The following is a 12,571-nucleotide window of genomic DNA, read 5'->3' as shown; positions in this document are numbered from 1 at the left end:
CGTTTCGCGAATCAATCAACAATACCCGCTTCGGGACTCCAGCGGTAAGAGTCCAGACCGTGAACGGCAATATGGCCTGAGGAAAATGCGCCGCATGTGTTTGTGGACAAACGAAATTGCGCGCAATGCCCGTGGATTAACGGCCCGTCGAGCCGAAGCCGCCCTGCCCGCGCGCGGTCGTCGACAGCGATGCCGTAACGACGAGCTCGGCGCGCGCGACCTGCGCGATCACCATTTGCGCGATCCGCTCGCCGCGGCGAATCGTGAACGGCTCCTCACCATGATTGATCAGGAGCACGCAGATCTCGCCGCGATAATCGGCATCGACCGTGCCTGGTGAATTCAGCACGGTGACGCCATGGCGTGCGGCGAGCCCCGAGCGCGGCCGCACCTGCGCCTCATAGCCTTCCGGCAACGCGATGCGGAGGCCGGTCGGCACCATCGCATGGCGGCCGGCCGCGAGCACGAGCGGCTCGGCATCGGGAACCGCAGCCAGCAGGTCGAGGCCCGCGGCATGCGCGGTCTGATAGGTCGGCAGCATCAGACCTTCGCCATGCGGCAGGATTTCGACATCGATGGCGATGGTGCTGGTCACGGTGGCGTGGTTCCTACGGCTTTGGCGATCTCGGCAACCAATGCGGTTGCGACCTCGTCCTTGGTCATGATCGGCCAGGAGTCAACATGGATGCCGGCGCCGTCGCGGGTCAAGAGGTGCACGGTGTTGCGATCGCCGCCCATCACGCCGGTTGCCGGCGACACGTCATTGGCGACGATCCAGTCGCAGCCCTTGCGCGCGAGCTTCGCTCTTGCGTTCTCGATCAGATGTTCGGTCTCGGCAGCGAAGCCAACCACCAGCGGCGGCCGGTTCTCCGACAGGTGGGAGATGGTGGCGAGAATGTCGGGATTCTCGACCAGCTGCAGCGGCGGCATCGCGGCGGTGGTCTTTTTCAGCTTCTGGCCGCCTTCGTTCGCGACGCGCCAGTCGGCCACGGCGGCCGCGAAGATCGCAACGTCGGCCGGCAGCACGGCTTCCACCGCCTGCAGCATCTGTCGCGCGGACTCGACATGCGTCACCGTCACGCCCTTCGGCGCATCGATTTCCACCGGCCCTGAAATCAGCCGCACATCGGCGCCGGCAGCCTGGGCGGCGGCAGCGATCGCGTAGCCCTGCTTGCCGGAGGAACGGTTGGCGATGTAGCGCACCGGATCGATGGGCTCGTGGGTCGGGCCTGCGGTGACCAGCACGCGCTTGCCGGCCAGCGGTCGCGGCGCGGCCGGCCTCAGCATGCGCATGACGACATCGGCGATCTCCAGCGGTTCGGCCATGCGGCCGACGCCGGCCTCGCCCGCTTCCGCCATCTCGCCCGCATTCGGCCCGACCATATGGATGCCGTCGCGCTGCAGCGCCGCTGCATTCCGTCGCGTCGCCGGATTGCTCCACATCATGGGGTTCATGGCCGGCGCGAGCAGGATCGGTCGGCTCGCCGCAAGCAGGATCGCGCTGGCGAGATCGTCGGCCGCGCCATGTGCGATCTTGGACATCAGGTCGGCGGTTGCCGGTGCCACCACGATCAGGTCGCAGTCGCGCGCGAGGCGGATGTGACCGGCATCGAATTCGCTGCGGGGATCGAACAGGTCGGTGAAGACGCGCTCGCCGGACAGCGCGCTGGCCGACAATTCGGTGATGAATTGCGTCGCGGCCTTGGTCAGCACGCAGCGGACCTTGATGTGCCGCTCCTTCAGCCGCCGGATCAGGTCGAGCGATTTGTACGCGGCGATGCCGCCGCCGATGATCAGGGTGATGCGAGGCTCTCGCGCGGCGCCGGGCAGGGCGGCGGGCGCAGGTTCCGGGGAATCTGACGGTGGCGGAGTGGCGCGTTGGTCGGCCGGATCGACCGGTTCGATCAGGCCGCGCAGGATCACGCGAACCTCTTCCTCGACCGAGCGGCCATTCTGCGCCGAGCGCAGCCGAAGATAGGTTTTTAGCGCGTCATCGAGCTTGCGGATGGTCAGGCTGGCCATCGCGGCCTCCCGGAAGCACCATGCTTATGATTGCAATGCTATCACAGTGTGATTGCATTGCAATCGTTTGTGCTAGGCCAATCTCAGGACCGCGATCAGGATGCCGATGAAGGTGGCGGCGATGATCCACAGTGCGATGGCGCGCCAGCGGCTCTTCTTGCCCTCGGTGCGGCCCATGGCGGCGATCGACTCCGGTGAGAGCCGCAGGCCGTCGCGGGTCATGATCTCGAAATGCTCCAGCACGGAGGCGGCGCGGTAGGCCAGCTCCGGCAACGTCGATGCCAGCCGCGCCAGATCGCCGACCCCGGAGGCCGCGCTCTGGATGCGGCCGATCGGCCCCAGATTGCGCTCGATCCATTCGCGCACCACCGGGTCGGCGACTTTCCAGATGTCGAGCCTGGGGTCGAAGCCGCGCGCGACGCCCTCGACCACGACCATGGTCTTCTGCAGCAGGATGAGCTCCGGGCGGGTACGCATGTCGAACAGGCCGGTGACCTCGAGCAGCAGCGTGAGCAGCTTGGCCATCGAGATCTCTTCGGCGGTGCGATTGTGGATCGGCTCACCGATGGCACGGATGGCTTGGGCGAAATTCTCCACCGAGTGGTGTGGCGGCACATAGCCGGCCTCGAAATGCACCTCGGCCACGCGGCGATAGTCGCGGGTGATGAAGCCGAGCAGGATCTCGGCGAGGAAGCGCCGCTCCTTCAGGCCGAGCCGGCCCATGATGCCGAAATCGACCGCGACCAGCCGGCCCTCCTTGTCGAGGAACAGGTTGCCGGGATGCATGTCGGCATGGAAGAAGCCGTCGCGCAGCGCATGGCGGAGAAAGCTCTGGATCACCTTGCGGCCCAGATCGGGCAGATCGACACCGGCCGCCTCCAGCCGCGCCCGGTCGTTCAGCGCGATGCCGTCGATCCATTCCATCGTGAGCACATTGTGCGCGGTGCGGTCCCAGTCGACGGTCGGTACACGGAAGTCCGGATCGTCTTTGGTGTTCTCCGCCATCTCAGAGAGCGCGGCCGCTTCGAGGCGGAGATCCATCTCCATCGCGACTGAGCGCGACATGGTGTTGATGACCTCGATCAGCCGGAGCCGGCGCGCTTCGGGCGAATGCGCCTCGGCCTTCTCGGCGACGAAGAAGAAGTCGGCGAGGTCGCGGCGGAAGCGCGACGCCACATTGGGCCTGAGCACCTTGACCGCGACCGGCGTGCGGATGCCGTCGCGTTCGACCTCGCCGCGGTGAACCTGTGCGATCGACGCTGCGGCAACCGGCGGGCCGAATTGGCAGAACACCTGGTGAATCGGGCGCTCGAGCGCGGTCGCGATCACCACTTCCGCCTCGATCTGCGAAAACGGCGGCAGCCGGTCCTGCAGCGCTTCCAGGTCGCGCGCCAGGACCACGCCGACGACGTCGGGCCGGGTTGCCAGGAATTGGCCGAGCTTCAGATAGGCCGGGCCCATGCGCTCCAGCGCCCGCGACAGCCGCGGGCCGGATTTGGCACCGTGCCGCTCGACCAGGCGGGCGAGCTTCAGCGCCCATTGACCAGGTGGCGCGACCAGGACCGGATCGACCACGCCGAACACGCCCTCGCGCGCGAATACGAAGGCGGCCCGGGTGAGCCGCAGGATGTGGACAGATGCAGAGATCACAAACGCCAACCGGAATGGAGCGCGACGATGCCGCCGGAGAGGATCCGCCAGGAGACGCGGGAGAAGCCTGCGTTGGAGATCATCTCACCAAACAGGCTGGGGTTTGGAAACTTGCGGATCGACTCGACCAGATAGCGGTAGGACTCGGCATCGCCGGTCACCGCGCGGCCGAGCTGCGGGATCACGTTGAAGGAGAACAGGTCGTAGAGCCGGTCGAGGCCGGGCACCTGGACAGTCGAGAACTCCAGGCAGAGGAAGCGCCCGCCATGCTTCAGGACGCGATAGGCTTCGCGCAGAGCGAGATCGATTTGCGGCACGTTGCGGATGCCGAAGGCGATCGTATAGGCGTCGAACGAGCGGTCCGGGAAGGCAAGCGCCTCCGCATTGCCCTCGACGAAGGAGACCTTGTCCTCGAGATATTGCTTGAGCGCGCGCTGGCGTCCGACCTCGAGCATGTCGGTATTGATGTCGCAGACGGTGGCGTGGAAGCCCGAGCCCGCCGTTTTGGCTGCCCGGAATGAGATGTCGCCGGTGCCGCCGGCGACGTCGAGCAGCGCGAACGGCTGATCGCCCTTCGGCGGGCTCAGCGCGTTGATCATGATGTCCTTCCATACCCGGTGCAGTCCGCCCGACATCAGGTCGTTCATCAGGTCGTAGCGGGACGCCACGCTGTGAAATACGTCGTTTACCAACGTCTGCTTCTCGCCCAGGGGCACATCCCTGAAGCCGAAATGCGTGGTTTGGTCCGGCCGATCCATCACCCTACTCCGATACGGGACCATAGCGTGCCCGTTACAATGGCGCTATCACGTCACTTCGATAAGGTGAATGGCGACAGAGGTGAATTGATTGCCTGAACTGCCTGAAGTCGAAACCGTCCGCCGCGGCCTGCAGCCGGTGATGGAGGGGGCAAGGATCGTGGTTGCGGAGACCAAGCGCAAGGATTTGCGGTTTCCGTTCCAGAAGGATTTCGTCGCGCGACTGACCGGCCAAACCGTGACGGGACTCGGCCGCCGCGCCAAATATCTGCTGGCCGATCTCAGCTCCGGCGACGTGCTCTTGATGCATCTCGGCATGTCCGGCTCGTTTCGCGTGCTCAAGCCGGATGACGCGACGACGCCCGGTGAATTTCATCATCCGCGCGGCAAGGACGAAAGCCACGACCATGTCGTGTTTCGCATGTCGTCCGGGGCCGACATCGTGTTCAACGATCCGCGCCGCTTCGGCTACATGAAGGTGATTCCGCGCAACGCGCTGGACGGCGAGCCGCTCCTGAAGGACCTCGGGCCCGAGCCGCTCGGCAACGAATTCGATGCGGCGATGCTGGCGCGGTCGTGCGCCAACAAGAAGACCAGTCTGAAGGCCGCCCTGCTCGACCAGCGGGTGGTGGCGGGGCTTGGCAATATCTATGTCTGCGAGGCGCTGTTTCGCGCGCAGCTCTCGCCGCGACGGCTCGCGGCAACGCTGGCCACGAAGAAAGCCGAACCCACCGAGCGCGCCGAGAAACTGGTCGAGGCGATCCATGCGGTGCTGAACGAGGCGATCAAGGCCGGCGGATCGTCATTGCGCGACCATCGCCAGACGAGCGGTGAGCTCGGCTACTTCCAGCATTCGTTCCAGGTCTATGATCGGGAAGGCCAGCCCTGCCGGACCAGGGGTTGTGACGGCGTGGTCAAGCGATTCACCCAGAACGGACGCTCGACCTTCTGGTGCCCGAAGTGCCAGAAATAACGAATTGCGGATGGGTGACGCGCAGGCTTCGTCGCCCGGGCGCCGATTGAATCTCCTTGCGCCGCCCCTAGATCCTCCTGCAGGTCTGTCAAGCGGAGGTTGCTATGAGCGCTCGACCGACGGCATGGCTGGTCTTTGTCGCGTTCATCATCGTGCTCGCGCTGGGAACCGGTGTTCCCGACGTGGGGCGAGCGCTCCAATATGGTCTTTGGGGCTTCTGGCTCGCGATGATGGCGCTGTTTCTTTTGCGCTACGCGCGTGAGCCCTCGCAGGCGGATCGTTTCCGCCTGATCGATTCGCGTGGCATCGATCTCTTGCCCCGCGCCTGGCGCCGATGGCTGTTCGACGATCGCTGATGCGCCGCAGCTGCAAAAATAACCCAGAACGGACGCTCGACCTTCCGGGACCCGAAGTGCCAGAGGGAGCGCCCGTTCTGGGCCGGGGCTGCTCGTATCTCACGCGAAGCGCGTGAGAGGTCCTTGCGAAGGCGAATCCTATAATCCGGTGTCCCAGGTGATGTTGCTGTCGGCCCAGGTGGGATAGGCACGCGCCGCGGTGGCCTCGTGCTCCTCGACCGTCGGCCGGAGCAGGATCGGGAATTGGACCTCCATCAGCTCGTTCGCCTCCTGCACCACCTGGTCGCCGGCGACCTTGCCGAGGGTCCAGCGCCACAGGCTGCGGATTTCCTGCGCGCATTTGCCTTCGGGCGCGAATTCGTTGACGCCGAGGCCGGCAGCAAGCGCATCCTGATGGTCGTTGCGCATCATGATGAAGGGCTGTGCCAACACTTCGGCGATGTCGCGCGGAGCGTCGTTGTCGAGCGCCGTGGTGGCGTCGCTGACGCGATGGCCGCCGCGGATCGGCGTCTGGTTGAGCACGAAGGCAAACGCTTTGCGCCAGGCGCGCACCACGCTCAACGTTGGTGCAGTAGCTTCGATGTCGGCGACGCTCGGGCGGGTCGGGATCAGGCAGAGATCGCAATGGCGGATCGCAGCCGTCGTCGCCGCGTTGATGCCGCTCGCGGTATCGATGATACAGACCGTCACACCCCCGCGCGCGAGCGCCTCCAGGCGCTGTTCGATCATCTTGGCGTCGTACACGGCTTCGACGATGGGCTCGGCCTGATGGCGCCTGGCCTGCCATTTCGACAACGTGCCCTGACGGTCGGTCTCGATCACGCGCACATTGTGTCCGGCCTCTTGAGCGGCCACGGCGAGGCCCATGGCCAGCGTGCTCTTGCCGCTGCCGCCTTTCTGGGTGGCCAGAACGATCGTATACATCGGGAGACAGTCCTTCGGATGTTGACGGAACTTGATGGGAACGCCAGCTGAGTTGCACCGCGCAACTCGCGATGCGGAGCTATTCTCGCTCAGGACGGTCCCGGTCCGATCCAAAGGAAATTGGAATCGCGGTGGTCCGAATCAGCACGCCAACAAAACTGACCGAACTATGTCATGCCTCGGTGATGTCTTCACATTCCGGTTGACTACGGCAGGACTCGTTCTGAGTTGATAGCAAGGTGCGTCGGGGTCCAACGGCTTAACGCGCCGCCGATCGGGCGCTCGGGACCTTAAAAGCCGTGCCGCGATGATCTGGTCTTCGCTGGCCACAGGCTCCGCAACGCCAAGAGCTTCCTAATTTTTTGTAAAATGACTTGCTTAATTTTGGGTAAACGTAGTTCATCCGGCGTGCCGATCTACGCGCGCCGCAACTACTGATTGAGCGAAGTGGGCCAAAGTTGCCGAGCCCAGAGCTGCGTGCGCGCCGGAGCTATTCGCGGCCTATTTCCGCACGCAGATCACCCGCAGGGTGGCGGCTCTGGCATCCGATGACTTGCCATCGATGCTGACGCCGTTGCCGGCGAGGAAGGCGCGCACGATCTCGCCAGGCACCAAGACGGCCTGCGGGTTCGGAACCGTTGTCGTCGCGCCGGCGACCGTCGTCTGTTTCGTAAGCGCAAGGCCTGCGAATTTGCTGTTGGCATCGAGCGCTGCTGCGCCGGAAAAGCCGAGCCCCAATGCGGGCATCAGCGGAGCCTCGCCATCTCCGGCGGAGGCCGCCTGGGCCTTGATGCTGCTGACCGCCGCACCCCCGCCCTGACTTTGCGGATCGGCGATGCCGATAATGTCGAGGCCGGATTTGGCGCTGCCGGATGCGAGATTAAGCGGCATCAGCCCGCGCGCGCCATAGACGCGCAACAGCGCCAGGCCGTGCTCCTTGTCCTCGGCCACGCGGTCGGCATGGCCGATGCCCGCGATCGTGATCGCCAGACATCCGTCGGTGACCTCGCGGTCGGTGACGACGGCACCGTCCGCGCTGACTACGACGCCGGTGCCATAGTCGACCATACGCCGCGGCGGAGGCGATGCAGCGGGTGTGGGGAACGCGTTGAATGCGCTCGACATCGCGATCACCACCGGCCCGACCGTGGTCTCCATCGTCTGGTCGTAGAGGATGGTGAGAATGCGCACCTCGTCGCCCTTGGAGGTGCCACGGATGTAGAACTTCTGCTGGCCCTGCAGGCCCGAGAGCACGAAGAAATCCAGCTTCACCGCCGTGTAGTCGACCGCGCGTCCGGCCGGCTCCGTCTTCTCGCGCTCAGCCAGCGCTGCCGTGGTCGGATTCGCCTCCTTGCGTCGCGCAAGGATGATTTGCACGGTTCCGGTCGGCGAATTCCATTTGGAGCCGTTGGCGTCGCTGGCCTGCTGGGGCACCAGCTTGGTCGGAATTCCGACACGTGCACCCGTCACAGGCTCGGTGACGATTTTCCAGCCGACGCTCTCCTGTTTGCGCCGCGCGCTATCCGCGAGCACGCTGCGCTCCTGCGGATTGAGCACCCCGGTCGGCTTGCCGCCTTTCAGCTTCTGATACTCCTTGACCGCATTGACCATGCGATCACTGGCCTCGCCGGTGATAGCGCCGTTGTATTGCCCGACCCAGGCGAGATCGGATTGCAGCGCGAGCCGTTCGGCCTGGGCCATCGCATTGGCGGTATCGGCCGGCGCCTGCACGGCCGGTCGCACCGGCACGGTCGCGACCGTCTTGGGTTTGGCGACCGTGGAAGCTGGCGGGGTCATCTGCGCCAGCGCCGGCGCGCCGCAGAGCAGCACGGTTGCGGAGATCGATGTTGCCCAGCCCGACAGTCTCATGACAAATCCCAAGCTCTTGCGGCGGCAAAATCCAGCCACATCTGCTTGGTCGGTCGAATCGAGCCTGGGTTCAGGCACGTGATGGGCGCGCCGTTCTGGATTCTGCGAGGGACTGGTCAGACGATGCTGAGCGAGGAAGAACTGGAGCGCTACGCCCGCCACATCGTGCTGCGCGACGTCGGCGGGCCCGGGCAGGCCGCGCTGAAGCGGGCCTCGGTGCTGGTGATCGGCGCCGGCGGGCTCGGTGCGCCGGCCCTGATGTATCTCGCCGCCGCCGGGGTCGGCACGCTCGGCGTCGTCGACGACGACGTCGTCTCGCTCTCCAACCTGCAGCGCCAGGTGATCCATGCGACGCCTGATATCGGCCGGCCGAAAATCGAGAGCGCCGCCGAGCGGATCACTGCGCTCAATCCGCATGTCGATGTCGTTGCGCATCGCACCTGGCTCAATGCCGACAACGCGCTCGATCTGATCGGCGGCTACGATCTCGTGCTCGATGGCTCCGACAATTTCGAAACGCGCTATCTGGTGTCGGACGCCTGCTTCCTGGCCAAGAAGCCCTTGATCACGGGCGCGCTCGGCACCTTCGATGCCTCGCTGACGACGATCCGCGCACACGAGACCAATGCGCAAGGCGTTTTCAATCCGACTTATCGGTGTCTGTTTCCCGAACCGCCGCCGCCCGGCACCGTGCCGGCCTGCGCCGAGGCAGGCGTCATGGGCGCGCTGGCCGGCGTGTTGGGCTCGATGATGGCGCTGGAAGCCATTCGCGAGATCGTCGGCTTCGGCGAGGGCTTGGTGGGACGGCTCCTGATGCTGGATGCGCGCACCATGCGCTTCGAAACCTTGCGCTACAGCCGCGATCCGAGCAACCCGCTCAACGGCGATGGTCCGGTCATCGCCGATCTGAGCGCGCATCGCTGACGGGTTCTTCGCTCCAACATGGCGCCGAGATGCAGATCGGGCGCCCTGCACCTCACGCGCTCAGATCCACTGCCGCCTGCAGCGTGCCGCCGTTCAACGACAGCTCGCCTGCCTCGCCCTTGATGGTCGCGATGTTGTTCGCGTAAGCCTGCCATATCGCGTCATGGCCGTTGGAATTCGTCTTCATGTAGTCGGCGAGTTGCCTGCCGATGGCGTTGGAGAGTTCGGTGTTGGCGATCTTGCGATACTCATTTGCAAACGCGGGATCCGCGGCGAACACGGCATCGATCTTGTCTGCGTCCTTGGTGCCGGTCTCGGCTTTCACCTCTCCATCGCTGCCGACTGTCAGATTGATGGCGTGTGACGTGTCCACGCCGGCCGCCTGAAGGCGTCGCGAGAGGTCGCTCGCGAACGCCTGTTCTTCCTGCGGGCTGGCGAACAACAGGCTCAAGTCCGAGCCGAGGACCGTTGGCGAAGCTGCGCTGGGGGACGATGTAGGCGATGTCGCAGCGGGCGACTGGTCCGCGCCCGAGGAAAGCGCGCTGTCAAAGTCGCCATTATTGGCGCCCTGGCTGGCCGAGCGAAGATTGGTGCGCGAGGTTGCAGAGCCGACGGCTTCGATCATGGTCTTCCCTTCATGAAAAAATTGCCGGGCAGGAAAGGCGCGATGGGCGCCTTTTGCCCGGTGCCGGCCGGTCTGAATTCCTGCCCCGCGGGCCGCCGATTTCGCTCCTGGTGATCCGACGCCGTCATTCGCTTCGCTTTCAGAGCCGCGTTTACGAATGTCGTGTCAAAAGGGCCATGAGCTTCCTCAGCGAACCGCGATCTGTTGGAATCCCGCGAGCGCTTGGCGAATCCCTCACTCGCCGGCCAGATGCGCTGGAGCAAGAGCGGTGCCAGCGCACCGCGAGATGACGCGACGCGTCAGGCCGTCGCCGTCCTTTCGCTGTCCATGTGCACGAGCTGCGCGGCTTGATAGCGCGCGCCAGCCGCAATGCCGGGCGGAAACGCCTTGTCGAGCTCGGCGAGTTGCTCCGCAGTCAGCTTCACGTCGAGCGCGCCGAGCGCTTCCGACAGGCGATCGCGACGCCTGGCGCCGACCAGCGGGACGATATCGTTGCCATGATCTTGGCCTTGCGCTGCGACCCAGGCGATCGCGACCTGCGCGGGAGACGCGCCGATGTCATCGGCGATCCCGCGCAAGGTCTCGACCAGGGCGAGGTTCTTGCCGAGATTGTCGCTGGAAAAGCGGGGGGCGCTGCTGCGGAAATCGCTGACCGCGCGATCCTTCGACCAGTGGCCGCTGATCAGGCCGCGCGACAGCACGCCATAGGCGGTGATGCCGATACCGAGCTCGCGGCAGGTCTTGAGGATGTCGCTCTCGATGCCGCGCGAGATCAGTGAGTATTCGATCTGCAGATCGGAGATCGGATGCACCTTGTGGGCGCGGCGGATCGTCTCGGAGCCGACTTCGGAGAGGCCGATATGCTTGATGTAGCCGGCTTGCTTCAGCTCGGCCAGCGCGCCGATGGTGTCCTCGATCGGCACCGCGGGATCGAGCCGCGCCGGGCGATAGATGTCGATCGCCTCGACGCCGAGCCGCTGCAGCGAGTAGGACAGGAAAGTGCGGATGGCTGCGGGACGGCTGTCATAGCCGAGCCAGCTCTTGTCTGGGCCGCGCAGCGCGCCGAATTTCACCGAGATCTGCACGTTGTGCCGACCGACTGAGGCGAGCGCCTCGCGGATCAGCATTTCGTTGTGGCCCATGCCGTAGAAATCGCCGGTGTCGAGCAGCGTGATGCCGGCATCGAGCGCGGCGTGGATGGTCGCAATGCTCTCGGACCGGTCGGCCGGACCATAAAAGTCCGACATGCCCATGCAGCCAAGACCAATGGCGGACACTGTGGGGCCAGTCGCACCGAGCTGACGGGTTTCCATGATTGTTCTCCTTCGCTGAAACGGCTGCCGCGGCGGGCCGCCTGGACAACGCGGATATCGGCCCTTTTCATTGGTTCGATAAGCTGGACAATTACGAATGCAGTGTTCAGATTGGCGAACAATGAGCGAGCCCGACCTGCGCGATCTCCAGGCCTTCGTCGCGGTCGCCCGCAGCGGCAATTTCCGCCGTGCGGCGCGCGAGCAGGGGGTTGCCGTCTCGAGCCTGAGCCAGCGTCTCAAAGACCTGGAGGAGCAGCTCGGGGTGCGGTTGCTGAACCGGACGACGCGCAGCCTGGCGCTGACCGAAGCCGGTGAATTGCTGCTGGCGCGCCTCGGGCCGGCACTCGGCGAGGTCAGCGCCGCGATCGACCAGGTGCGCGGCTTGCACGAGGTCGCTGCCGGACGGCTGCGGATCAACGCGCCCCCGCCGGCGGTCGATCTCGTGCTGGCGCCGATGGTGGCGCCGTTCCTGGCCGCCCATCCCCGGATCGAGCTCGAGATCGTGGCCGACAGCGGTTTCGTCGATATCGTGCGGGGCGGCTTCGATGCCGGCGTCCGCTACGGTGAGCATCTGGCGCAGGACATGATCGCGGTCTCGCTCGGCGGCGAGCAGCGCTATGCCATCGTTGCTTCACCGCAATATGTGGCTCGGCACGGGCGCCCCGCGCATCCGCGCGATTTGTTGCGGCATGCCTGCATTCGTACGCGGTTTTCGTCCGGAGCGATGCTGGACTGGGAGTTCGAGAAGGATGGCCATGTGATCAAACTCTCGCCGCCCGCGCAGCTGATCGCGATCTATTCGGGGCTTGCGTTTCGCGCCGCATGTGACGGCGTAGGCTACTGGGCGACCTTCGACGGCTATGTGCGCGAGGCCGTCGCCGCGGGCGCGCTGGTCAGCGTGCTGGAAGACTGGTGCCCGCCGTTTCCCGGACCGTTTCTATATTATCCGAGCCGGCGCCAGCCGCCGCCGGCGCTCGCGGCTTTCGTCGCATTCGTTGCGGAATGGCGGAAGCGTGATCAGCAAACGAAGTCTGTCTAACTTTGCTCAAAGTCGTCGCGGCGAACGCCGGGACCATAATCCGTGAAGCTGATGTTGCGACGGCTGCAGCTCCGGCTTGCCCCAACCACCTTTGCTGGTGGTTATGGGTCCTCGCCTG

12 protein-coding genes are annotated in these 12,571 nt (G+C 65.2%); 4 read left to right on the top strand and 8 right to left on the bottom strand.

The annotated features are described in order from the left end of the window. Positions 1–136 precede the first annotated feature (136 nt). The 4 genes from dut to ubiE all read right to left on the bottom strand — a co-directional run bounded on the left by dut (position 137) and on the right by ubiE (position 4,430). Positions 137–595: a dUTP diphosphatase gene (gene dut / locus BRAS3843_RS14495; RefSeq protein WP_008969674.1), complete on the bottom strand. Its 459-nt coding sequence runs from the start codon at positions 593–595 to the stop codon at positions 137–139. After that, entirely contained in the window at positions 592–2,022 is a 1,431-nt protein-coding gene (gene coaBC / locus BRAS3843_RS14490) for a bifunctional phosphopantothenoylcysteine decarboxylase/phosphopantothenate--cysteine ligase CoaBC (RefSeq protein WP_008969673.1), read from the bottom strand. Before coaBC ends, dut begins: the two co-directional genes overlap by 4 nt. 72 nt (positions 2,023–2,094) lie before the next feature. After that, a complete protein-coding gene (gene ubiB, locus BRAS3843_RS14485; protein WP_008969672.1) occupies positions 2,095–3,672 on the bottom strand; it encodes a 2-polyprenylphenol 6-hydroxylase in 1,578 nt (525 codons plus the stop codon). Continuing rightward, complete coding sequence (ubiE, locus tag BRAS3843_RS14480) at positions 3,669–4,430, bottom strand: bifunctional demethylmenaquinone methyltransferase/2-methoxy-6-polyprenyl-1,4-benzoquinol methylase UbiE (RefSeq protein ID WP_008969671.1); 762 nt, start codon at positions 4,428–4,430, stop codon at positions 3,669–3,671. The genes ubiB and ubiE overlap by 4 nt, the downstream gene beginning before the upstream one ends. A gap of 91 nt (positions 4,431–4,521) precedes the next feature. On the opposite strand from ubiE, the gene mutM reads away from it, so the two are divergent. Both mutM and BRAS3843_RS14470 read left to right on the top strand, forming a co-directional pair. Next, positions 4,522–5,403 (top strand): bifunctional DNA-formamidopyrimidine glycosylase/DNA-(apurinic or apyrimidinic site) lyase, encoded by an 882-nt coding sequence (mutM, locus tag BRAS3843_RS14475; protein WP_008969670.1) that lies wholly within the window; start codon positions 4,522–4,524, stop codon positions 5,401–5,403. Between the two features lie 104 nt (positions 5,404–5,507). Continuing rightward, positions 5,508–5,759 carry a hypothetical protein gene (locus BRAS3843_RS14470; RefSeq protein WP_008969669.1) on the top strand — a complete coding sequence of 84 codons (252 nt, stop codon included), beginning with the start codon at positions 5,508–5,510 and terminating at the stop codon, positions 5,757–5,759. A 138-nt stretch (positions 5,760–5,897) separates the two neighbouring features. Here the strand turns inward: BRAS3843_RS14470 and BRAS3843_RS14465 are convergent, their stop codons facing one another. Next, the gene (locus BRAS3843_RS14465; protein WP_008969668.1) at positions 5,898–6,683 is read right to left on the bottom strand and encodes a ParA family protein; all 786 of its coding nucleotides are present in this window, start codon (positions 6,681–6,683) and stop codon (positions 5,898–5,900) included. A gap of 501 nt (positions 6,684–7,184) precedes the next feature. Beyond that, positions 7,185–8,552, bottom strand: coding sequence for a serine protease (locus BRAS3843_RS14460; protein ID WP_008969667.1), 1,368 nt, complete (start codon positions 8,550–8,552; stop codon positions 7,185–7,187). A gap of 123 nt (positions 8,553–8,675) precedes the next feature. On the opposite strand from BRAS3843_RS14460, the gene moeB reads away from it, so the two are divergent. Then, positions 8,676–9,476 (top strand): molybdopterin-synthase adenylyltransferase MoeB, encoded by an 801-nt coding sequence (gene moeB, locus BRAS3843_RS14455; protein WP_008969666.1) that lies wholly within the window; start codon positions 8,676–8,678, stop codon positions 9,474–9,476. A 52-nt stretch (positions 9,477–9,528) separates the two neighbouring features. Here the strand turns inward: moeB and BRAS3843_RS14450 are convergent, their stop codons facing one another. Then, a complete protein-coding gene (locus BRAS3843_RS14450) occupies positions 9,529–10,101 on the bottom strand; it encodes a hypothetical protein (RefSeq protein ID WP_008969665.1) in 573 nt (190 codons plus the stop codon). A 299-nt stretch (positions 10,102–10,400) separates the two neighbouring features. After that, positions 10,401–11,414, bottom strand: coding sequence for an aldo/keto reductase (locus tag BRAS3843_RS14440; protein WP_008969664.1), 1,014 nt, complete (start codon positions 11,412–11,414; stop codon positions 10,401–10,403). Positions 11,415–11,535: 121 nt separating this feature from the next. On the opposite strand from BRAS3843_RS14440, the gene BRAS3843_RS14435 reads away from it, so the two are divergent. Continuing rightward, positions 11,536–12,453 (top strand): LysR family transcriptional regulator, encoded by a 918-nt coding sequence (locus BRAS3843_RS14435; protein WP_008969663.1) that lies wholly within the window; start codon positions 11,536–11,538, stop codon positions 12,451–12,453. The last annotated feature ends 118 nt before the right edge of the window (positions 12,454–12,571 follow it).

Source organism: Bradyrhizobium sp. STM 3843 (assembly GCF_000239815.1).
In the GTDB taxonomy this organism is placed as follows: Bacteria; Pseudomonadota; Alphaproteobacteria; order Rhizobiales; family Xanthobacteraceae; genus Bradyrhizobium.
This window is presented reverse-complemented; position numbering and strand designations above follow the sequence as displayed.

Coding starts and splice junctions, on each gene's coding strand:
- coaBC (WP_008969673.1), bottom strand. CDS start 2,022: ATGGCCAGCCTGACCATCCGCAAGCTCGATGACGCGCTAAAAACCTAT.
- ubiE (WP_008969671.1), bottom strand. CDS start 4,430: ATGGATCGGCCGGACCAAACCACGCATTTCGGCTTCAGGGATGTGCCC.
- BRAS3843_RS14470 (WP_008969669.1), top strand. CDS start 5,508: ATGAGCGCTCGACCGACGGCATGGCTGGTCTTTGTCGCGTTCATCATC.
- BRAS3843_RS14465 (WP_008969668.1), bottom strand. CDS start 6,683: ATGTATACGATCGTTCTGGCCACCCAGAAAGGCGGCAGCGGCAAGAGC.
- BRAS3843_RS14460 (WP_008969667.1), bottom strand. CDS start 8,552: ATGAGACTGTCGGGCTGGGCAACATCGATCTCCGCAACCGTGCTGCTC.
- moeB (WP_008969666.1), top strand. CDS start 8,676: ATGCTGAGCGAGGAAGAACTGGAGCGCTACGCCCGCCACATCGTGCTG.
- BRAS3843_RS14450 (WP_008969665.1), bottom strand. CDS start 10,101: ATGATCGAAGCCGTCGGCTCTGCAACCTCGCGCACCAATCTTCGCTCG.
- BRAS3843_RS14440 (WP_008969664.1), bottom strand. CDS start 11,414: ATGGAAACCCGTCAGCTCGGTGCGACTGGCCCCACAGTGTCCGCCATT.
- BRAS3843_RS14435 (WP_008969663.1), top strand. CDS start 11,536: ATGAGCGAGCCCGACCTGCGCGATCTCCAGGCCTTCGTCGCGGTCGCC.